Origin of the sequence: Glutamicibacter sp. NPDC127525, from assembly GCF_042672105.1 — a bacterium.
GTDB lineage: Bacteria > Actinomycetota > Actinomycetes > Actinomycetales > Micrococcaceae > Glutamicibacter.
The window spans coordinates 386,597-408,132 of record NZ_JBHXVN010000002.1; the positions used below are offsets into that span (position 1 = coordinate 386,597).

Consider the following 21,536-nt stretch of genomic DNA (forward strand, 5'->3'; position numbering starts at 1 on the left):
CCCGCCCAGGTGCTGCTGATTCAACGACTCGTTGCTAACTGCATATAGGCCATTTTCGACTGACGGTCCTGGCTTTTCCGGAATTCCTCGGGAAAGCCAGGACCGTTGCCGCAATCCCCTGGCTCAGCGCCCGGCGATCTTCACCAACTTGTGGTTGATGAATTCGTCCATGCCGTACTTGCCCAGCTCGCGGCCGATGCCCGAGCGCTTCACGCCGCCAAAGGGCAGCTCAGGGTAGGAAGCCGAAGGCTCGTTGACGGCGACCATGCCGCTTTGCAGCTGCACTGAAACGCGCTCTGCGCGTTCCATGTCCCGGGTGTGGATGGAAGCTCCCAGCCCGTACTCGGTGTTGTTGGCCAAAGCCACGGCTTCCTCTTCGCCATCCACCTTGTAGAGTACGGCGACCGGGCCGAAGAGCTCCTCGGAGAAGGCGCGCATCTCGGGGGTCACCCCGGCAAGGATGGTCGGCTCGTAGAATGCGCCCTCGCCCTGGATCGGCTTGCCGCCGGCCAAGACCTGGGCACCCTTGTCGATGGCGTCCTGCACCTGTGCGGCCAAGCCGTCGCGGGCCGCGGCCGAGGACAGCGGGCCGAGGAAGTTCTCCGGCTGGGCCGGGTCGCCCACCTTGATTCCGGCCACCTGCTCCACCAGCGCCTGGGAGAAGTCCTCGTAGACCGATGAATCGATAATGAAGCGCTTGGCCGCATTGCAGGCCTGGCCGGTGTTCCCGAAGCGGGCGCGCATGCCCAGCTTGGCGGTGCGCGCCACGTCCGCGTCGTCGAAGACCACGAATGGATCCGAGCCGCCCAGTTCCAGCACCACCTTCTTCAGGTTGCGCCCGGCAATCTCTGCCACGGCGGATCCGGCGCGCTCGGAACCGGTCAGGGATACTCCCTGCACCCGGCGGTCGGCGATGATGTCCGCGACCTGGTCATTGGTGGCGAAGATGTTCACATACGCGCCCTGCGGGGCTCCTGCTTCCTTGAAGATCTCTTCCATGGCCAGCGCCGACTCCGGGCACTGCGGCGCGTGCTTGAGCAGGATGGTGTTGCCGTTCATCAGGTTCGGCCCGGCGAAGCGTGCCACCTGGTAGTACGGGAAATTCCACGGCATGATGCCCAGCAGCGCACCGACCGCTTCCTTGCGCACCAGCGCCTTGCCGCCCGAAGCGATCTCCAGCTCCTCGTCGGCCAGGTACCCCGGACCGTTCTTGGCGTAGTAGCGGTAGATCGCCGCCACGATGCCGATTTCCCCCAGCGACTGCTTGATGGGCTTGCCCATCTCGCGGGTGATGATCGCGGCCAGCTGATCGGCGCGTGCCTCGTAGATGTCTGCCACCCGCTCCAGCAGGGCGACGCGTTCCTGAAGCGCGGAGACCGACCACTGGGTGTAGGCGTTGTGCGCCTCGGCGATGGCATCCTGGATCTGCGCATCGGTGGCAGTCGGGTAGGTTGCTTCGACTACGCCGGTGGCGGGATTGGTAACGGCATAAGTGGACATGGTGCTCCTTCGAAGATTCGCTTGTTGGACACTTAGCGCCCAGTCTTCCAGCTCCCGGCGCCAATGCCCCGGACTCGTCGGGTATTGGCGTGTTCGCCACGGAAAGTGCCGCTGTTCCTCCAAAGCCGCGAACTGGGCCGCAGCAGGGATTGCAGGGGCTGCTGGACTCCTCGCAGCTGCGCCGGGTGGTGCGCTGGACGCTCGGGATCCGGCTCGATCCTACTCGCTTGCCTCCTGCTTTCCTGGAAGCTCCGAGCTGTCGCCATCGAACCTGAATGCTTCCTGCGGATTGGCCGCGATCCGTGACCTGCGGCGCGCTCTTGCCTAGCGTCGTAGCCAACCAGCAGCGCTCCGCACGGACTGCGGAGCCGGATGCACGGCCACCTGCCGCGCCACCCGCAGCTGACGACAGCAGCAGAGGAAGGGAAGACATGAGCACCAACGATGACACCAGTTCGAATCCATTCCCCGATGACCCGCGCAGCACCCCGCAACCCGGAACCGTCCGCCACGGCTTGAACGATCCGGATCCGTTGGCCGAGCCGCAAACCGACCTGTTCCCGTCGGGCACTGTCGAACCGGTACCGGCCGACGCGCATGATTCCGATGACCGGCAGTCCGAAGGAAGCGGCAGTACGTCGGGCAAAGCGCAGGCAGCCCAGGATCTGGCGCGCGAGGGCCAGGAATCCGCAACCCACGTGCTTGACAGCGCCAAGCAGGAAGCCTCGATGCTCGCTGAGCAGGCCAAGGACCAGGCCACCCATCTGTGGGATGAACTCGGCTCCGACCTGAAGGAGCAGACCTCCGCGCAGCAGCGGAAGGTCGCGGCCAACCTGCGCGACATCAGCGATGAGTTCCGCGCCATGCTCGACCAGTCCAGCGCGAGCGGAACCGCCTCCATGCTGGTGGACCAGGCTTCGCATCACAGCGGACAGGCCGCCGATTGGCTCGAACAGCGCGAGCCGCACGACTTGCTGGATGAGGTCAAGGGCTTTGCACGCAAACGCCCTGCGGCCTTCTTGGGACTGGCGCTGGGCGCCGGCCTGCTGGCAGGACGCATGACGCGAAATGCCAGCGAGCCGAAGGAAGGCACAGGGCGCCGCGACCAGGAGCCACGCCCCGGCACCACCAGCGCACCGAACGCCTCGGGCGTTGACGGGCCAGGTCCGGTGCGGGTTGACCCGTCCTTCCAGGGAACCACCCGCGTGGATTCGGCAGGCAACCCGCTGCATGACGATTCGGTGGATGTTGACCCGCTGCGCTCCTACCCTCCTGGGGATCCGCGCAGCACCGACTACCGCTAGGAGCATTCGATGACTCACACGACGCCAGATCCCGATTCCGCAGAACATGAACGCAGTTCCCTCGGCGCCCTGTTCAATGACCTGACCCAGAACGTATCGCTGCTGGTCCGCCAAGAGATCGAGCTGGCAAAGACGGAGTTGAAGGAGTCGGCCAGCTCCGCCGGCAAGGGTGCAGGCATGTATGCCGGTGCCGGTGTTGCCGGCCATTTCGTCTTGCTATTTCTTTCCGTTGCGGCTTTCTTCGGATTGTCGCTCTGGATTGGCTACGGCTTCTCGGCCTTGGTGGTCGCCGCCCTCTGGGCGGTGATCGGTCTGGTCTTGGCAAGCGCAGCCAAGAAGAAGATGCAAGAGATCAAGGGACTGCCTAATACGGCCGAGACAGTCAAGAAGATTCCATCAGCTTTTACTCCGAAGGATGATGCACCATGAGCAAGAATTCAGAAGAACTCCGCGCGGAAATCGCCCAGACACGAGGCGACATGCAACAGGATGTGGATGCGATTGCCGACAGGGTCAGTCCCAGCCACATTGCCCACCGACAATCCGAAAAGGTCAAGGACTCATTCAGGAAGGTGAAGGTCTCCGTCATGGGAACCAGTGAATCAACAAGTGACCAGCTGCACCACTACAGTGAAGACGCCGCGGAAGCCGTCAGGGACGCACCGCACAGGGTGGTGGAGCAGACCAAGGGCAATCCGCTGGCCGCCGGAATCATCGCCTTCGGGGCAGGACTGCTGGCCTCGTCGCTGCTTCCGGGGACCCAGAAAGAAGCCGAGCTGGTCCAGCGGGTCAAGGACAAGGCAGAACCGCTGGCCGAAGAGGCCAAGGATGCGGCGAAACAGATTGCCGAAGACCTGCGGGAGCCTGCGCGACAGGCCGCAGAGGACCTGCGGGATTCCGCGCAGGAATCCGTGCAGACCGTCAAATCCGAAGCCAACTCCGAAGCCGAGCATCTGCACAGCGAAGCAAAGGACACGGCCAAGGATATGGGTAACGGCTCCTGATCCCTAGGCGCGGCAAGAGGCTGGTGCGTGCAATCACTGATTGGAACCACCAGCCTCTTGCTATGCCCGGTAACCGCCGAGCTAGGCGGGGCATCCACCAGAATTTAGCTAGCTAAGCTAAATAACCACTAGGATGAGTCCATGGAGAACTCCAAATGACTCAGCCTGCTTTGCCTGCCCAGCTGGTATGGTTCCGCGATGATCTGCGCACCAGCGATCACCCAGCGTTGGATGCCGCGCTTTCTTCCGGTCCGGTGATCGCGGTATATGTCCTGGACCAGGCATCTGCCGGCATCCGCCCGCTGGGTGGCGCGGCCAAATGGTGGCTGCATCAGGCGCTGGAGGACCTTCGCCGATCGCTGGAAAAACTGGAAATCCCGCTCATCCTGCGCCAAGGCCCGGCCGCCGGGATCATCAGCGAACTCGTGCACGAAGGCAACGTGCAGACCGTGCACTGGAACCGCCGCTACGGCCACGCTGAACGCGCCGTCGACATGCAGATCAAGCAGGACCTCGACGCGCGAGGCGTCCATGCCCGCAGCTACAGCGGGACGCTCTTGCATGAGCCCTGGGAGCTGCTGACCAAGAACAACACCTGCTACAAGGTCTTCACGCCCTTCTACAACGCGTTGCGCGACAGCGAGATCCGGCCTCCGTTGCCCGCGCCACAGGCACAAGAACCCCTCCCGGACACTAATCTTCCCGCCAGCGACGAGTTGGAGAGCTTGGGATTATTGCCGGCTTTGGACTGGATTGACGGGCTCGCCGCGCAATGGGAACCCGGAGAAGCGCCTGCGCGCCAGCGCCTGGAGCAGGTGCTGGAATCGATCGCCGAAGACTACCCGGAGCACCATGACCGCCCCGATCTGGACGGAACGTCTGCCCTCTCCCCCGCCTTGCGCTGGGGGCATGTCAGCGCAAGCCAGACGTGGGAGGCGCTGGGCCGTCTGGCCGCCGTAAATCCCGAGGCTTCCGACGGTGCCACCGCGATGCGCCGCCAGCTCGCCTGGCGGGATTTCTGCTGGCACCTGTACTACCATCACCCGCAGCTTCCGGAGCGGAATCTGCGTGCGCAGTTCGATCATTTCGACTGGGCCTGGCCTGAGGCAGACCCGCAGGCCGCGGAATATATGAGCTGTTGGCAACAAGGACGCACCGGTTTCGGTCTAGTGGACGCCGGCATGCAGCAGCTCTGGCAGACCGGATGGATGCACAACCGGGTGCGCATGGTGGCAGCCAGCCTGCTGGTCAAGAACCTGCAAGTGCATTGGAAAGCCGGCGAGCGCTGGTTCTGGGACACCTTGGTTGATGCGGATCTCGCCAGCAATACTGCCAATTGGCAATGGGTCGCCGGCAGCGGAGCCGACGCTTCCCCATATTTCCGGGTCTTCAACCCGGAATTGCAGGCCAAGAAATTCGACCCTCAGGGAAGCTACGTCGCAAAGTACGCCCCGCTGGCTACCGAACCCATTGTGGATCTTAAGCAATCGCGGCGGGCTGCATTGGATGCCTATGAGCAGATGAAGCTCATCTCATAGTCGCGAAGCATCGGGCAGCGGGAAAATGAAGCCGCGGATCCACGAAGATCTTCACATGCTCTTCGCTGTTTCAGCCCGATGCCTCTTCGACTCCCTGTCTCAGTGCATCAGCTTCCTTGCCGGAGGGTCCAGAGCATTCTCCACCGAGTGCCGGAGCTTATACGCATACCCGCATCCTTGGGTACGCCCGATAACCGCAAATAAGTCCAATCAAGACCAATCCGCCTTCCGCCCTTCTCCGAAGAACCTCTACAGGGTTCCTTCCGGAGCCCGCAAAACTCGACACGGACTAGAATCCGTGTCCCAGGAAGGACTGATTGCCATGCGCACATCGCCTAACCGCTTGCTCGCAACGATTTTCGGGGCCGTGTACCTCCTTGTCGGCCTGCTCGGGTTCCTTGTCACTGCCGGCGTGGACTTCTTCGCAACAGAGGGCGGGAAGCTGATCATTTTCGAGGTCAATCCACTTCACAACGTCATCCACCTGGCCATCGGCGCAGCACTGCTCATCGCTGGGCTCGGATCCGTGCGTGCTTCCAAGCTCGCCAACACCACAGTGGGCGCCGTCTACCTCCTGGTTGGCATCCTCGGCCTCTTCTTGGCCTCAACAGCGCTGAACATCATTGCCCTGAACGGTGCGGATAACGTCCTGCACCTAGCCAGCGCGCTTGTCCTGCTGTCGGTAGGCCTGTCCCAGGACCGGACGCCAGCAGCCCATACTGCACGGTCATGAATTCCCACGAGGCGACGGCGGCTGCCACCGAACCTGCCACTCAAGGGCGAGGTGCAGTTGCGGGATCCGTCGCCTTCGGCGGCCTATATGCCGGGATCGCTGGTCTGGGAGTTGCGGCGCTGGCCGCGGCCTCCTCCGCCAGCTTGGCATCGGCATTCGGGGTCGGGTCCGCCCCGGCACCGTGGTGGGCGTGGCTCGGCGCGATAGCATCCGCAGCCTGGGCTGGGGTGGCGCTGGTGTACGCCGTTGCCAGCCTGCTGAAGGCAGCGGCCCCTGCCGTGAAGCTTGCGGTCCCCTGCCTGGCGCTCGTCTCCTCCGTGCATTTAGCCAGCATTGTTGCCGGCCTTTGGGGGTTCCCGGAGGGAACGAAGAATCTGGATCTCACGATTGCTTCCTTGCTGCTGCTTGAGCTGTCGGTGCTGGCGGTATTCCTGTGGCAGCGCAAGCGGCGGAAGAACTATCCGCACCGGGCAGTGCGTTCCAGCAGCCTAGTTGTCCTCGGGAGCATGTTTGCCGGTTCGGTTGCGGTTGCGGCGGTTGCCAGTTTGGGGTTGGCAGCTTCGTCCGCTGGAGAACTCGCGGTACCGCATTCCGAGCACGGCGCTCATCGTTCGGGAGACATCGACCCGGGAATCATTGGCAAGATGAAACAGGCAGAACACCACCACTAGCCGCAGCCAGGGGGCCAGTGCCAGTGATCCAACTGGCCCCGATAGCTGCAGGCTAGGCCCGCGGATCAACAATGATCTTCACGTGTTCCTCATTGTTGTTGATCAGCTGGTCGAACCCTTCGGAAACCAGCTCGTCGAGCCCGATGCGCCCGGTGATGAACGGGGCCAGGTCCAGTTTGCCGCTTTGCACCAGGGCAATGGTGTCCGGATGGTCATTGGCGTAGCCGATGGTGCCGCGCAGGTCGATTTCCTTCAAGACCAGCTTGGGCATGTCCACTTGCGGCTTATGCCCCCAAATCGAAACGTTGACGATCACCCCGCCGGGAGCCACCGCGTCCAGGAGCATATCCAGCACCACCGGGACCGAGGAACACTCGAATCCGGTATCCGCACCCCGGCCGCCGGTCGCTTCGCGCACCCGTTCGGCCACGTCCCCTTCCCTGGGATCGAAAATCCCGTCGGCAATTCCGGTTTCTCGCGCCTTGGCCTTGCGGGCCTCGGAGAGTTCCGAGATGTAGACTGTCAGCCCCTTGGCCTTGAGCACCGCTGCGGTCAGCAGGCCGATCGGGCCGGCACCTCCCACGATCGCCACCTGCCCGGCCTTCGCCCCGGAGCGGACGAAGGCGTGGTGGGCCACCGACAGCGGCTCGATCAGCGCGGCCTCATCCAGGGGGATCTTGCCGATGGGATGCACCCAGCGGCGTTCCACGACGATTTTCTCCGATAGCCCTCCGCCGCGGCCGCCCAGGCCGATGAAGTTCATGTCCTGGGAGAGCTGGTACTGCTGGCCTTCGCCGGTGTCCACATCCTCATGGATGATGTACGGTTCCACCACGACGTTCTCGCCGATTTCAAGGCCGGTGATGCCTTCGCCCAGGGCGGTAATGGTTCCGGAGAATTCATGGCCCATGGTCACCGGAGCGCTCTCCCCGGAGAGCGGGTGCGGATGCCCGGCCGGCGGGATGAAGATCGGGCCCTCCAGGTACTCGTGCAGATCGGTGCCGCAGATGCCGCACCAGGCCACGTCGATGGCCACCGTTCCGGGCTTCAGCTGCGGTTCATCGATGTCTTCGATCCGGATGTCCTTCTGGTCGTAGTACCGTGCTGCGCGCATGGCTCCCCCTCGATTCTTCTGCCTGTCGGTGACCGGCCCGATCCCGGCCGGCCATTCCAGCTCCAAGCTACTGCGGCAGCCAAGGTTTGGGAACCGTTGCAAGAGGTTTCATCCGATGGCTCCAGCAAGCCATCCAGCCAAAACCCAGCCAGCAGTGCGCGGCCTGTTCGCGGCGCACAATGGACTATGGACATCATGTCGGCGGCGCAGCGTTCGGCGCTCATGTCGCGCATTTCCAGCAAGAACACCGGACCGGAACTGGTCCTGCGACGGTTGCTGCATGCAGCGGGGTACCGCTACGGCGTGCACGGCGTCCTGCCTGCACGGCAAGTTGCCCAGCTGCGTTCTGCGCATCCCGGCATCCCGCTGCGGGGCGGAAAGCTTCCCGGATCCCCGGATCTGGTCTTCAGCGCCCGGCGCAAGGCCATCTTCGTCAACGGCTGCTTCTGGCACGGCCACGACTGCCCGGTGGGCCAGCGGCGCCCCGCATCCAATACCGGGTACTGGAACCCCAAGCTGGATGCCAACATCGCCCGGGACCAGCGCAATCGCGATAGCCTGGCGGCACTTGGCTGGGAATCGCTGACGCTCTGGGAATGCGAGCTGAAGGCGATGGATGGCGTCTTGGACAGGGCAGCAAGTTTCCTCGGACCGGTACGGATCCTGCCGGGCAGCCCCGGCGGGCAGGACCCGTCCCAGGGCACCGGAGTTGGCTAAGATCAAAGAGTCCGCCCGATCTGCCCGCAGAGCACCTACCCGTTCCCGAGGTCCATGAAAACCAGCACGTCCCGCTTCGAAGTCCCGGTACTGCTGGGAACCCAGACGCTGTTCAATATCGGCTTCTACGCCGTGGTTCCCTTTCTTGCCGTAGTGCTGGCCAACGACTTCCTGCTGGCAGGCGCTGGAGTGGGCCTGATCCTGGGTATCCGGACCTTCGCCCAACAGGGCCTTTTCCTGGCCGGAGGCAGCTTGGCCGATCGCTTCGGCGCCCGGCGCATGATCCTCATTGGCTGCGCAGTGCGCGCCGCCGGGTTCTTCACGCTGGCCGCCTCCCTGTCCTTGGGCGACCCGAAGCTCTGGTTGTTCATCCTGGGCACATTGCTCACCGGATTCGGCGGGGCGCTTTTCTCTCCGGGCCTGAGCATTCTGGTGGGCGCTGCCCAGAGCGCGCGCGACAGGGGCCAACCCACGGGAGCCAAGCGGGCCACGCTCTTTGCCTGGCTGAGCGTCACCGGAGAAATCGGCGCGGTGGCCGGACCGTTGGTGGGAGCGGCACTGTGGGACTGGGGGTTCGCGGCCGTTGCAGGTTTCGGGGCAATCTTCTTCATCGCCATCGGACTGTTCCTGGCTGCGGCATTGCGCCGCTACGCTCCGGAAGTCACTTCGCTGGATCATGCTGGATCCCGGGCCAAGCGGCCGGCCCAGCCTGGCAGCCTGCGCCGTTGCCTGGCGGACCGGAAATTCGTGGCCTTCTGCGCCTTGCATGCCTCTGACCTGCTGGCATACAACCAGCTCTATTTGGCCGTTCCCCTGGAATTGGAACGCACGGGTCTGCCCACCCAGTGGCTGGGACTGGTTTTCGCGTGGATCTCCGTGCTGACCCTGGGCTTGCAATTGCCCATCGCATGGCTCGCCGCACGGATCGGCGCGGCAGCGACCCTGCGTTGCGGATATGTCTCCAGCGCCCTGGGTTTCGGCGTACTCGCCTTTCTCCCCGCCACGGCTTTCGGCGAAAATACCGCGGCGGTACGCATCTTGTGCGCGGTCACCCTGCTGGCCTTGGGGCATATGAGCGTGCACCCTGCAGCTCTTTCGCTGGTTCCCGGATTCGCCGGGCACCGGGGTACCGGATCCTACTTCGGCTTGCTGTCCAGTTGCGGCGGCCTGGCGGTGCTACTGGGGAATTTGCTGGTGGGCTGGCTCTTGTCCCAGGCCGGCCAGGGCCACGTCCCCGGATTCCTGCCGTGGCTGGTTCTCATCATTCCGCTGGTCGTTGCTTCTTGGCTTGGCGCATCGCTCGTGAGGCGTTCAGGCCTGCAGACCCAGGGTGCGTGAACTGCGACACATGACGCGCTGCCCTCGCAGAATTTCCACGGGGCACCCCAAGTTTGCACTACTCAGCTTCCACTCTTCCCAGGCTCTCTGCGGGGGCTTTTCCTCCGCTTTCCCTGCCGGGTCATAATCAGCAAAACGAGGCAACTAATTAGGGTACGCTTACCGAGGCTCTATTGCATTAGATGCCAATCCATCACGTAATACCGAAGGATTTCCATGAAACTTGGACGATTGAGCGTTGCCGCAGGTTTTGCGGCCATTGCCCTGGCGCTGACCGCCTGCAGCTCCACCTCTGCGAGCTCCGCCCCGGAACAAGCCGCGGACTCGGAAGCCCGCGTGGTCGTGGCCAATTTCCGCGCCCCGGTATCCAACTGGGCGTTGGAAAGCGACGACGCCTATGTGCTCTCCATCGCCGGTTGCTTGGAAACCCTGGCCAAATACAACCAGAGCACCAAAACCGTTGAACCGATGCTCGCTGCTTCCTGGAAGCAGTCCTCGGATACCGAATGGGATTTCGAGCTGCGCAAGAACGTACTGTTCCAGGATGGCACCGCCATGGATGCCAAGGCCGTTGCCGGCTCGCTGAACCACGTCCTTGAGGCCACCGCTCCAGCCCGTGCGGTGAACCCCAAGACCATCAAGAAGGTCCAGGCCCTCGACGCTGATACCGTGCGCGTCACCACACCCGCCGCGGATCCGTTGCTGCCCTACCGCATGGCCAGCGTGAACGCCGGCGTGCTTTCCCCTGCCGCGTACACCGGCAAGGGCATCGACCCGATGAAGCACTGCACCGGACCATTTGCCCCGGTCTCCGAAAAAGCCGGGCAGTCCCTGACCTTGGACCGCAACGCGAATTACTGGGACGGCGAGGTGAAGCTGGCTGGCGGCGAAATCCGCTACATCACCGAAGGCGCCACCCGTTCCACCCAGGTGCAGACCGGTGAAGCGGACATTTCCATGTCCATCCCGGCCACCAGCTTGGCGGCCTTGGAAGCCGATAGCAAGATCAGCGTACTCAAGGCCGACTCGCCTCGCACCTCGACCTTGTACCTGAACAACTCGCGCGCTCCATTCGATAACCGGGAGCTGCGCAAGGCCGCCACCATGGCCTTGGATCTGCCGGCCATGGCCGGCAGCATCTACGAAGGCGCAGCGCAGCCTGCCACCGGTCCTTTCGCCCCGAGCGAGCCTTGGGCCAACCCGGATCTGGCCGTACCGCAGGTGAATATCGAAGAAGCCAAGAAGCTGGTGGAAGCGTCCGGATACCAGCAGGACAAGCCCCTGGAAATCATTGCAATCACCGAACGCGCGGAGTTCGCCGGCGTGGGCGCCATCATCCAGGAGCAGTTCAAGCAGATCGGCTTGCAGGCCAATGTGGTGACCAAGTCCTACGGCGCCGCAGAACCCGATGTGCTGGCCGGCAACTACGACATGATCCTCAGCCAGCGCAACCGGATGATCGACATTGCCGATCCGATCGGCTTCCTGCAGTCCGACTACACCTGCGAGGGTGGCTACAACCTGAGCCACTACTGCAACAAGGACTACGACCAGCTGATCGGCCAGGCACTGGCAGAGAAGGACGAGGCCCAGCGCCACGACCTGTACCGCCAGGCAGGGGATCTGCTCGCCGACGACGCCGCGAACCTCTGGCTGGTCAACGAGCAGGCTATCGACGGCGTGGGAGCCAAGGTCCAGGGCTATGTCCAGGACCCGCTGACCCGCTACGTGCTGACCAAGGATCTGGCGAAGACCAGCTAGCGTGTCTCCTCTAGCCATCATGCTGCGCCGGGCCATTGGACTCGGCGCAGCAGTTCTGCTTTCATCCTTCGCGGTATTCCTGGTCCCCTTCGTTTCCCCCGGGGACCCCGTGCGGTCCTTGCTGCGCGCCCGCATGGACATCGGGGCCGCCGACGAGGCAACGGTGCAGGCCTACGCACAGCAATTCGGCCTGCACGACCCGATGCTGGTGCAGTTCGGACGGTGGCTGGGCCGGTTCGCCACTGGAGACATGGGCATCTCGCATATCAGCGGCACCCCGGTAGCCGACCAGGTGCTGCCGGCCATTGGCGTCACCCTGTCCTTGGCAGGCAGCGCGCTGGTGGTGGCCATCGCCGTGTCCATTGTCTTGGGAGTGCTGTCGGCCACCCGTGCCGGGAGGTGGCCCGATAGGCTGATCACCTCGGCGACCCATGCGTTGATTGCCATCCCCGAATATGCGCTGGCTCCGCTGCTGGTCCTGCTCTTCGCGGTGCGCTTCTCGCTGCTTCCCTCGGCCGGTTTCGATTCCCCGGCCTCGTTGGTGCTGCCGGTCTTCATTCTGGCTTTGCGCCCCATCAGCTTCTTCACCGTCGCGGTGCGCTCTGGGGTGCGCCAGGCATTGGACTCCGAGCACGTGCTGGCCGCCCGCGCCCGCGGGCTGAGCAGCACCCAGGGGCTGGTCCGCCATGTGGTTCCCCACGGTTTGCTGCCGCTGTGGACCATGGTGGGTGTCTGGTTTGCCGGACTGCTGGGCGGGTCGGTCATCGTGGAAGTCATCTTCGCCATTCCCGGAATGGGCCGGCTGATCTTCGACTCCATCGTCGATGCCGATATCCCGGTCGCCCAGGGTGGCGTGGTGGTGGTCGTCACCTGTGCTGTAGTGGTGACCGGAATCGTTGACCTGGTGCACAGGATCAGCGATCCCAATGTGAGGATTGGTGTACGACATGGCTAGGAATCATTCCAGGGAAATCCTGCTTTCCCCTCCCGCGTTCATCTTGCTGGCGGTGGTCATCCTGACCATCGCCGCTCCGTGGATTTCCCCCTACAACCCCGACGCCCAGAACCTGGCGGACCGGTTGCAGGGACCCAGCCTGTCCCATCTGCTGGGCACCGATGCCCTGGGCCGCGACACCTTGAGCCGCGTGCTGCACGGTGGCCGGTTCTCGCTATCGGTAGCGCTGATCACCACGCTGTTCGCGCTGCTGGTTGGCACCGCACTGGGCCTGCTCAGCGCGGTGCGCGGCGGGTGGCTGGATGAGCTCTTCCTGCGCGTGAACGACTTGCTGCTCGCGCTGCCCGAAATCGTGATTGCGTTGCTGATCATCGCGGTCATGGGTCCCGGATTCTTCACCATGGTGCTTTCCGTGGGAGTCGTGGCATGGACCCCCACCGCACGGTTGGTGCGTTCCATGGCGGCCCAGGCCTTATCCACCCACCACGTCGAAGCCTCCAGGCATGTCGGTGCTTCGCGCTGGTTCATCCTGCGCCACCACGTCCTGCCCTTCGTGGCTGGACCGGTGCTGGCCCAGGCGGCATTGCGCTTCGGGCTGCTGCTGGTATTGCTCGGCTCCTTGTCCTATCTGGGCATCGGCGTCCAGCCGCCGCAGTCCGACTGGGGTTCAATGCTGGCCGAAGCCCAGCCCCATGCCATCCGTTCCCCTTGGGGCCTGATTGCGCCGGGCGCAGCCATCTTCCTGGTCAGCTTCTGCGTCACCTTGCTGGGCAATCGAATCACCCACGTGCTGGGCGGGCAGGACGTGCTTGCCACCGAGGCCAAGGCGGAAGCCCATGACTAGAGAACTTGAATTCATTGATCTTTCGGTCAGCTCCGGCGATCAGCGATTGCTCTCCGAAGCACGCGGCGCCCTGCGAGCCGGCGAATTGGTGGCGGTTGTCGGACGTTCCGGTTCCGGCAAGACGCTGCTCACCAAGGCGATCATCGGCCTGCTGCCCCAGCAGCTGCGTGCCGAGGGCCAGATCCTGCTTGACGGCCAGCGCCTTGACCAGCTGGGCGAGAAGGCCATGGACTCGGTGCGCGGACGGCGCATCAGCATGCTGTTCCAGCAGCCCAAGCGCGTGATGAACCCGCGGCTGACCATCCGCGCGCATCTGCTTGAAGCTCTGGGAGCCCACGGCTGGGGCAAAGCCCGCCAGCACGAGCAGCAGGTGCTGTCCTTGCTCGAAGAAGTAGGCCTGTCCCCTGCCCAGCAGATTGCCGGCCAGCGCCCGGACCAGCTTTCCGGCGGGATGGCCCAACGCGCCATGCTGGCCATCGCCTTGGCCGCTGACCCGGAGTTCATTTTGGCTGATGAACCAACGTCATCCTTGGACTCGATTCTCAAGGCCGAAGTGCTGCAATTGTTGCGCCGCAAGCAGCAGGAACGTGGCGTGGGCGTCCTGTTCATCACCCACGACATCGCCAGCATCCAGCACATCGCAGACCGCGTCGTAGTAGTCAGCGACGGGCAAATTGTGGACCAGTGCCCCACCGCGCACATCTTCTCCAAGGACCGCCATTCCAAGACACGCGAGCTGGTGGAAGCCAGCTTGCCTCCCCTGCGCACGCCACGCGTTAAGGATTCCGCATGCTTGCTGGAAGCAGTGGATGCGGGCAAGAACTACACGCGCCGCGCAAAGGGCCCGGCAGCATTGAAGCCCACAAGCTTGCGCCTGCACGGCGGCCAGGTCCTGGGAGTGGTGGGCCGCTCCGGTTCGGGCAAGAGCACCTTCGCCCGGCTGCTGGCCGGGTTGGAAGAGCCAACGACCGGACAGATCATCGATACGCGCCGCAATGGCGAAGCAACGCGGGTGCAGGTCATTGCCCAGGAACCGTACTCGTCCTTCGATCCCCGGCTTTCCATCCGCACGTCAATGAGCGCGGCGGTGCACCGGCTGCCGGCAATCCAGGCCGGCGAGCGCATGGCGCAAGCCATGGCCCAGGTGGGATTGGCCGAGCAATTACTGGATCGCAGGCCGGGCCAGTGCTCCGGCGGCCAGCTCCAGCGTCTGGCTATCGCACGAGCGCTGTTAACCGAACCCCAGGTATTGATCTGCGATGAATCAACTTCGGCACTGGATTCGGTAGCCCAGCGCCACATCCTTGATCTGCTACTTAAGTTGCGCGACTCCATGGGGTTGAGCCTCGTGGTCATTTCCCACGACATGGACGTGATCCGTTATGTCAGTGACGACGTGGCCGTGTTCTATGAGGGCGAATTGGTCGAGCACCGTTCCCTCAGTGAATTCTTGACCAATGCGAAACATCAGCACAGTCGAGATCTCATCGCGGCCTTAGACATGACGTCGACAAATGATCGAATGCCCCGGCCTCTTACGTCGGCGTAAAAGCGCAGTTCAACAACTAATTATCTATCTGACTGGTCATTGGCGGAGGCAAAATGGGAGTCGCGGATGTCAACGATCGTTGCGCAACAAAACGGTCTAGCTGCACGATCCTGCTCCTGCGAGTCGACTAAATCCGTTCCATTCATTGGGTTCCATTCGTCGAACGACGGCTCAGCCTTGCACAGTTTCAGCAACCGAAGCCAAATTTCTTCACTTGCCATCCGGTCGTAATTCGGAGTGATACATGTAAGACCACAGGGCCAGACCACTAGCGAAACGTGGACGCGCGCTCAGCATTATCTGGCCTAGAACCGAACGAATATCGGAATGTCAGTGGGGCTCATGAATTGCCGGGCAGAAAATGGAACCTGAAGAATTAACTATCCATCCTTCACAGGACCGGATTATTCGACAAGGCAAACACCACGATGAAACAATGAACAACCCTCAATCAAGGAGTTGAATTGACCTTATCTATGATGGCCATTATCTTCTCAGGCGTCTCAGTATTCATTTCCGCTAGCACTTACATGACGAATCAGTGGGCGCGAGAGCGTTCGAAAGTGAACGAGGCGGTCGACGCGCTCACTACAGAATCCATTGCTCGATGCCGATTGGTCATCGGGGCAATCTCTCGGACAGACTCACAAACCACTTTGAATTCCGAGGATCACAACGAATTTGTTGAGGCGGCCTTCCGTTTGATGTGGGCCATACAGCGCACAGCATTTGCGACCAATACGATCAAGAATTCAGCAATCGCTCCTGTCGAAGCTCAGCGACTCTATCATCACCTATCAGTAATTACCCCAGAACTTTCGGAGGCCATCAAAAATCATGGTCACGAAGTCAACTGGGGCGGAGAACTGCAGGAAACGAACAAGGTAATCCGTGAGCTTCCCGAACATGTCTTGGATGGCTGGTCGCGTAAGATCTCGAAAAAGAATTTTAAAGTCCTAGAAAAACCTTCATTGATTACCCTGTGAGTCGGTACTTCATCGAACTCCATAAGTTCGTTGGCAACACCCAACTGACAGCCAGGGCCTCTTCCGTGATTCACCGCAATCGTAATGAGACAAGCTGACCGATTAGAGACTAGTCTCCCCGTGCCCGGTTCAACGTCTCTGAAGTACTAAATCGTTCTTTGCCGCGGCATCGTCGGACATAACCGCGTCGTCAGTTCGTGCAACAGCTCCGGAACGTAAGATCAGCGACCGGCCCTTGTATGGCGACGGACGGAACTTATAGGTTTTAGTTATGACCGACCGTTCAAAGAAGATCCCGTCCTTCATCCGCCGTATGCCGTTACTCGCCTTGGGCGTTGCTGTATCCGTCTCGGGATGCTCCGCTCCCGCACCGGATCCCGGCGCTGGACAGGAACCAGAGGCAACAGATACCCGACTGGCAGCGGTCAGCGACTCGGGAACGCTGAAGGTCTGCACCACCGGGGACTACCGGCCGTTCACCTATCTTGACCCGGACACCGGGCAATGGTCGGGAATCGACATCACGATGGCCAAGAATCTTGCCGAGTCGATGGGCGCAGAACCCGAGTTCATCCAGACCTCCTGGAAGGACTTGATGCCGGACTTCCTCTCCGAATGCGATATCGCCGTGGGCGGGGTTTCCATTTCCATGGAACGCGCCCAGCAGGCCTACTACAGCGAAGCCACCCTGGACGAGGGCAAGACGCCCATCACCTTGTGCGAGAACGTGGAGAAGTACGACACGGTCAAGGAAATCAACCAGCCCGGGGTCCGTTCCATCACCCCGATTGGCGGGACCAACGAGAAGTTCGCTGATGCGAACTACCCGAAGGGCGAGATCATCCGTTTCGAGGACAACAACAAGGTCTTCGATGAGATCATTGCCGGGCGTGCCGACGTGATGACCACCGACGCCTCGGAGACCCGCTGGGTGGCCAACGAGCACCCCGAGCTGTGCGCGGTGCACCCGGATCAGCCATTCAATTTCTCCCAGAAGGCGTACCTGCTGCCGCTGGGCGATGACGAGTTCCAGGAATACGTGAACCAGTGGCTGAACCTGGCCAAGAACGATGGGACTCTCGCGGCTGCCGAGAAGCCCTGGTTCGGATAGCCGCCGCCAGAACATGACAATAGGCCAGCGGCCACACCCCGAACTATTCGGGGCGTGGCCACTGGCTTCTTCTAGTCCTTGGACTGGCCCAAACCTGGAACTGCTAATGCATGTGGCTGCCGCCATTGATGTCAATGGTGGTGCCGGTCAGGTAGGAAGCGCCTTCGGAGGCCAGGAAACCAATGACCGATGCGACTTCTCCGGTGGTTGCGGTGCGCCCAATGGGGATTCCCGCGGCAATGGCCGCCTCCTGCTCGTCGGTGCTGCCCACCCGGATGTTGGTATCCACAGCGCCCGGTGCAATCGCGTTGACGGTAACGCCGCTGGCCGAGATCTCGCGGGCCAGCGCCTTGGTGAATCCGAGGATTGCCGCTTTCGCCGAGGAATACGGGACCTTGCCGAAGACTCCGCCGCCCCGCTGGGCAGAGACAGAGGACATGTTGATCACACGTCCCCATCCGCTCTCGATCATTTCCGGCAGGAATGCCTTAGTCACCAGGTACGTGCCCGTGGCGTTGACGTTCATGATCTTGTTCCAGATCTCCAAAGTCGTATCCAGGAAATCCACCGGGGAGGTAATCCCCGCGATGTTCACGACGGCACCGGTAGGAGGCAGTTCCCCCGCGGCGACGCGGGCTGCCACCGCCGCCTGGGCCGCGGCGACCGAGGATTCGTCGGCAACGTCGATCTGGTGGCCGAATGCCGGCACGCCAAATTCCTCTGCAATCTCCGTGGCTACGCGCTCGGATGCGGAGTGGTCCAGATCCAGAATCGCTATGCCCCAGCCTTCCCGGGCCAGGTGCCGGGCGGTTTCGATGCCGATCCCCTGTGGCGAGGTGGCACCGGTTAGTACTGCAGTGCGCTGGGTTTGATTCATCGGATTCCTGCTTTCAATACGGCCCGCCCGAACAACGATGAGGCGAACTTGGTGGTTGCGGTGCTCTGCTCTGGACAAACGCACCAGAAGTTTGTGGTGCACACCACGATAGTTTTGTTTACTGTTGACAGTCAACTGTTAAATTTTCTCTTGACAGAACTTGTGCCGTCGCTCACACTTCTATTAGTGTTGACTGTCAACAATGAAAATTGCCCGCATCCCACAACTCACGAAGGGAGCCACTCATGAGCAGCGAAGCTCTAGAAATGCGTGGCCCGATCCACGGCACCAAGGACGCCAAGCGCGTCGCGATAGGCTCCAGCGTTGGAGCCACCATTGAAACCTACGATTTCATCGGCTTCGGCACCGCGGCCGCCCTGTATTTCGGACACGCATTCTTCCCCGGCGCTGACCCGCTCACGGGAACACTTGCATCCTTCGCCACCTTGGGCGTAGGTTTCGCTGCCCGGCCCTTGGGCGGGATCATCGGCGGCCATCTCGGTGACAAGATCGGGCGCAAGCCGGTGCTTGTCACCTCGCTGATCGTCATGGGCCTTGCCACATTCTTCATCGGCGTGCTGCCCACCTACGAGCAGGTCGGCGTGCTGGCTCCAGCGCTTCTGGTCTTCGTGCGCATCGTCCAGGGCCTGGCCTTCGGCGCCGAATGGGGCGGGGCAATCCTGATGACCTACGAACACGCGCCATGGAAGCAAAAGGGCAGGTTCACCGGGATTGTCCAGTCCGGATTCCCGGTAGGGCTGCTGCTGGCCAATCTGGTGTTCCTGGTCAGCGTGCAGTTGCCTGGCGACTGGGGATGGCGTGTTCCGTTCCTGGCCAGCCTGCTGCTGGTGATCGTGGGACTGGTCATCCGTTCGAAGGTCCCGGAGTCCCCGGTCTTCGATGACGTGAAGAAATCAGGGCAGATCGTCAAGTCGCCGATCAAGGATGTCATTCGCACCGACTGGCGCAATATCCTGCGCGGCATCGGGCTTCGCATTGCCGAGACCGCGGGCTACGCGGTCTCCATCACCTACATGATTTCCTACCTGCACACCACTGGCTTGGCCGCGAACTGGCAGACGCTGACCGCCTTGAGCATCGCCTCGGCCATCGGCATCTACGCGACCTACCGCTGGGGCCGGCTCACCGACCGCGTTGGACGTCGCACCGTCTACCTCTTCGCTTGCGCCTTTGCCGCGCTCTTCGGCATTCCGATGTTCCTCATGGTCAACACCGGCTCGTTCCTGATGATCATTGCCACGATCGTGATCTCCTATGCCATCTGCCAGAACTCCATGGCAGGTGCCCAGGGGGCCTGGTTCCCGGAGCTCTTCCAGGCCAAGACCCGCTCCTCCGGCGCCTCATTGGCTTACCAGATTTCGGCCATGGTTTCCGGTTTCACCCCGTTCATCACCACTTTGCTTTTCATGCAGTTCGGCTGGATGGGCCCGGCCGCGCTCTTCATCGGCTACGCGCTAATCGGCCTGTGGGCGGCTCTGGTGACCAAGGAAACCTGGGGCCCTCGCGAACGCCACCTTGCTGACCAAGCCATCGCCGAGAATCCGCAGGCAAGTTGCGTCTGACCCGGTGAGCCAACCCGAACCCCGACCCGTTGAATTCCTGAAAGGACTTCCCATGGCAATTGCAGCCACCGACAACCAGACGCTGACTTTGGGCCAGCGCACCGAAAGGGTACGCGACGCCGCCTACCGCATCCGCCACCACTCGCTGAACATGGGCGAGGTGCAGGGCCAAGGATATGTAGGTCAAGCATTGGGCGCTGCGGACATGTTCGCGGCCGTCTACGCGGACCAGCTGGACTTCCGTCCGGCAGAACCTGACTGGGAAGACCGCGATCGCTTCCTGCTTTCCACCGGCCACTACGCCATCGGCTTCTATGCCGCATTGGCCGAAGCGGGCATCATCCCGGTGGAAGAGCTGGAAACCTACGGGTCGGACGATTCGAGGCTTCCGATGTCCGGGATGTCCACCTACACCCCGGGCATGGAAATCTCCGGCGGCTCGCTGGGGCACGGCCTGTCCATCGCGGTGGGCATGGCCCTGGGGCTGCGCCACCAGAACAGGACCCAGCGGGTGATCAATTTCCTCTCCGATGGCGAACTGGATGAAGGCTCCACCTGGGAAGCGGCGATGGGTGCCGCCCACCACCAGCTGGGCCAGCTGACCGCCGTGGTGGACATCAATGCCCTGCAGGCAGATGGCGCGACCGCCGGGGTCCTGCGCACCGAACCGGTCACCGAAAAGTGGGCGGCCTTCGGCTGGTACGCCCAGCGGATCAACGGCAATGACCCTCGAGCGCTGCTGCAGGCCTTCGACAACATCGCGGCCCAATCGGCCCTCGCCTCGCGCCCCTCGGTCATCCTGTGCGACACCAAGGTAGGCCGCGGCGTTCCGCTGCTGGAAAACCGCGAGAAAGCCCACTTCATGCGCATTGAAGACAACGAATGGCAGATCTGCCGCGACCAACTCACCGAAGGCTTCGAAGGGAGCAACTCCTAAATGTCTGCCACCGCTAAACCACGACTGAAAACCTCGGCCATGATTGCCTCCTTCGCGGAGCCCGGCCAGAAGACCGCGCCAGCGCCTTTCGGCCATGCCCTGGCCAAGGCGGCCGAGCAGGATCCGCGCATCGTGGGCCTGACTGCCGATCTGGGCAAGTACACGGATATGCACATCTTCGCCCAGCAGCATCCCGAGCGCTTCTTCCAGATGGGCATGGCCGAGCAGCTGCTGTTCGGGGCCGCCGCGGGCTTCGCCGAAACCGGCATGATCCCCTTTGCTTCCACCTATTCGGTGTTCGCGGCCCGGCGGGCCTATGACTTCCTGTGCCTGGATATCGCCGAGCCGAACCTCAATGTGAATATCGTGGGCGGCCTGCCCGGGCTGACCACCGGCTATGGCCCGAGCCACCAGGCCACCGAGGACATTGCCATCTTCCGCGGGATGCCGAACCTGACCATCGTGGATCCCTGCGATTCGGTGGACATCGAGCAATCGGTGCCGCAGCTAGCGGCTTCTGAAGGGCCAACCTACCTGCGCCTGCTGCGCGGCAAGGTGCCTACCGTCCTGGATGAATACGACTACAGCTTCGAATTGGGCAAGGCAAAAGTACTACGCGGTGGACGTGACGTCGTCTTCGTCTCCAGCGGCCTGATGACCATGCGCGCACTGGATGCCGCGAAGGAACTGGCCAAGCACAACGTGGACGTTTCCGTGGTCCACTCCCCCACCATCAAGCCCTTCGACTCGGAAACAGTTCTGAAGGAGGTGGCCGGGGACCGTCTGGTAGTCACGCTGGAAAACCACTCGGTCATCGGCGGGTTGTTCGAAACTCTGGCTTCCACCATGATCCGCGGCGGTGTTTCCTCTAAGGTCGTTCCCATCGGCCTGCCCGATGAGTTCTTGGATGCGGGCGCATTGCCAACACTCCATGACCGCTATGGGTTGTCGATCAGCGCGATTGTGTCCAAGGTCCTCTCCGAACTCGGCTAGCTCGCCGGGTAATCCACCAGA

At 62.4% G+C, this 21,536-nt stretch carries 20 protein-coding genes; 17 read left to right on the plus strand and 3 right to left on the minus strand.

Annotation, left to right across the window (positions count from 1 at the left end):
• Nucleotides 1–123: 123 nt before the first annotated feature.
• Nucleotides 124–1,500, minus strand: a complete 1,377-nt coding sequence (locus ACFVHU_RS07565) for an NAD-dependent succinate-semialdehyde dehydrogenase (protein ID WP_359185078.1) — start codon at nt 1,498–1,500, stop codon at nt 124–126.
• A 431-nt stretch (nt 1,501–1,931) separates the two neighbouring features.
• Here ACFVHU_RS07565 and ACFVHU_RS07570 point away from each other — a divergent pair, with 431 nt between their 5' ends.
• From ACFVHU_RS07570 to ACFVHU_RS07595, 6 genes are all read left to right on the plus strand, one after another.
• Complete coding sequence (locus tag ACFVHU_RS07570; RefSeq protein WP_388023612.1) at nt 1,932–2,804, plus strand: hypothetical protein; 873 nt, start codon at nt 1,932–1,934, stop codon at nt 2,802–2,804.
• A gap of 9 nt (nt 2,805–2,813) precedes the next feature.
• Nucleotides 2,814–3,233 carry a phage holin family protein gene (locus ACFVHU_RS07575; protein WP_388023615.1) on the plus strand — a complete coding sequence of 140 codons (420 nt, stop codon included), beginning with the start codon at nt 2,814–2,816 and terminating at the stop codon, nt 3,231–3,233.
• Entirely contained in the window at nt 3,230–3,808 is a 579-nt protein-coding gene (locus ACFVHU_RS07580; protein ID WP_388023618.1) for a DUF3618 domain-containing protein, read from the plus strand. The genes ACFVHU_RS07575 and ACFVHU_RS07580 overlap by 4 nt, the downstream gene beginning before the upstream one ends.
• 155 nt (nt 3,809–3,963) lie before the next feature.
• On the plus strand, nt 3,964–5,346 hold the full coding sequence (locus tag ACFVHU_RS07585; RefSeq protein ID WP_388023620.1) for a cryptochrome/photolyase family protein: 1,383 nt from the start codon (nt 3,964–3,966) through the stop codon (nt 5,344–5,346).
• 322 nt (nt 5,347–5,668) lie between these two features.
• Nucleotides 5,669–6,079: a DUF4383 domain-containing protein gene (locus ACFVHU_RS07590; protein WP_332489345.1), complete on the plus strand. Its 411-nt coding sequence runs from the start codon at nt 5,669–5,671 to the stop codon at nt 6,077–6,079.
• Nucleotides 6,076–6,750, plus strand: coding sequence for a hypothetical protein (locus ACFVHU_RS07595; protein WP_332504630.1), 675 nt, complete (start codon nt 6,076–6,078; stop codon nt 6,748–6,750). Before ACFVHU_RS07590 ends, ACFVHU_RS07595 begins: the two co-directional genes overlap by 4 nt.
• Nucleotides 6,751–6,802: 52 nt before the next feature.
• Here the strand turns inward: ACFVHU_RS07595 and ACFVHU_RS07600 are convergent, their stop codons facing one another.
• Entirely contained in the window at nt 6,803–7,864 is a 1,062-nt protein-coding gene (locus tag ACFVHU_RS07600) for a 2,3-butanediol dehydrogenase (protein ID WP_133834796.1), read from the minus strand.
• 186 nt (nt 7,865–8,050) lie between these two features.
• On the opposite strand from ACFVHU_RS07600, the gene ACFVHU_RS07605 reads away from it, so the two are divergent.
• From ACFVHU_RS07605 to ACFVHU_RS07640, 8 genes are all read left to right on the plus strand, one after another.
• Nucleotides 8,051–8,581 carry a very short patch repair endonuclease gene (locus ACFVHU_RS07605; protein WP_208294293.1) on the plus strand — a complete coding sequence of 177 codons (531 nt, stop codon included), beginning with the start codon at nt 8,051–8,053 and terminating at the stop codon, nt 8,579–8,581.
• A 54-nt stretch (nt 8,582–8,635) separates the two neighbouring features.
• Nucleotides 8,636–9,919, plus strand: coding sequence for an MFS transporter (locus ACFVHU_RS07610; RefSeq protein ID WP_332504053.1), 1,284 nt, complete (start codon nt 8,636–8,638; stop codon nt 9,917–9,919).
• A 216-nt stretch (nt 9,920–10,135) separates the two neighbouring features.
• A complete protein-coding gene (locus ACFVHU_RS07615) occupies nt 10,136–11,680 on the plus strand; it encodes an ABC transporter substrate-binding protein (protein WP_332499419.1) in 1,545 nt (514 codons plus the stop codon).
• A gap of 1 nt (nt 11,681) precedes the next feature.
• Entirely contained in the window at nt 11,682–12,635 is a 954-nt protein-coding gene (locus ACFVHU_RS07620; protein ID WP_332499418.1) for an ABC transporter permease, read from the plus strand.
• Nucleotides 12,628–13,479: an ABC transporter permease gene (locus ACFVHU_RS07625; RefSeq protein WP_286172304.1), complete on the plus strand. Its 852-nt coding sequence runs from the start codon at nt 12,628–12,630 to the stop codon at nt 13,477–13,479. Before ACFVHU_RS07620 ends, ACFVHU_RS07625 begins: the two co-directional genes overlap by 8 nt.
• Nucleotides 13,472–15,028: an ABC transporter ATP-binding protein gene (locus ACFVHU_RS07630; protein ID WP_133834792.1), complete on the plus strand. Its 1,557-nt coding sequence runs from the start codon at nt 13,472–13,474 to the stop codon at nt 15,026–15,028. Before ACFVHU_RS07625 ends, ACFVHU_RS07630 begins: the two co-directional genes overlap by 8 nt.
• Nucleotides 15,029–15,492: 464 nt before the next feature.
• Entirely contained in the window at nt 15,493–16,014 is a 522-nt protein-coding gene (locus tag ACFVHU_RS07635; RefSeq protein ID WP_133834791.1) for a hypothetical protein, read from the plus strand.
• Between the two features lie 271 nt (nt 16,015–16,285).
• Nucleotides 16,286–17,125, plus strand: coding sequence for a transporter substrate-binding domain-containing protein (locus ACFVHU_RS07640; protein WP_388023627.1), 840 nt, complete (start codon nt 16,286–16,288; stop codon nt 17,123–17,125).
• A gap of 103 nt (nt 17,126–17,228) precedes the next feature.
• On the opposite strand, the gene ACFVHU_RS07645 is transcribed toward ACFVHU_RS07640, so the two are convergent.
• Nucleotides 17,229–18,002, minus strand: a complete 774-nt coding sequence (locus tag ACFVHU_RS07645; RefSeq protein ID WP_388023630.1) for an SDR family NAD(P)-dependent oxidoreductase — start codon at nt 18,000–18,002, stop codon at nt 17,229–17,231.
• Between the two features lie 245 nt (nt 18,003–18,247).
• Between ACFVHU_RS07645 and ACFVHU_RS07650 the strand changes: the two genes are divergently transcribed.
• The 3 genes from ACFVHU_RS07650 to ACFVHU_RS07660 are packed head-to-tail and all read left to right on the plus strand — an operon-like array spanning nt 18,248 to nt 21,515.
• Nucleotides 18,248–19,585 (plus strand): MFS transporter, encoded by a 1,338-nt coding sequence (locus tag ACFVHU_RS07650; protein ID WP_332489285.1) that lies wholly within the window; start codon nt 18,248–18,250, stop codon nt 19,583–19,585.
• 52 nt (nt 19,586–19,637) lie between these two features.
• Entirely contained in the window at nt 19,638–20,522 is an 885-nt protein-coding gene (locus ACFVHU_RS07655; RefSeq protein ID WP_388023634.1) for a transketolase, read from the plus strand.
• Nucleotides 20,523–21,515, plus strand: coding sequence for a transketolase C-terminal domain-containing protein (locus ACFVHU_RS07660; protein WP_332489287.1), 993 nt, complete (start codon nt 20,523–20,525; stop codon nt 21,513–21,515). It abuts the gene before it with no gap.
• Nucleotides 21,516–21,536: the final 21 nt, after the last annotated feature.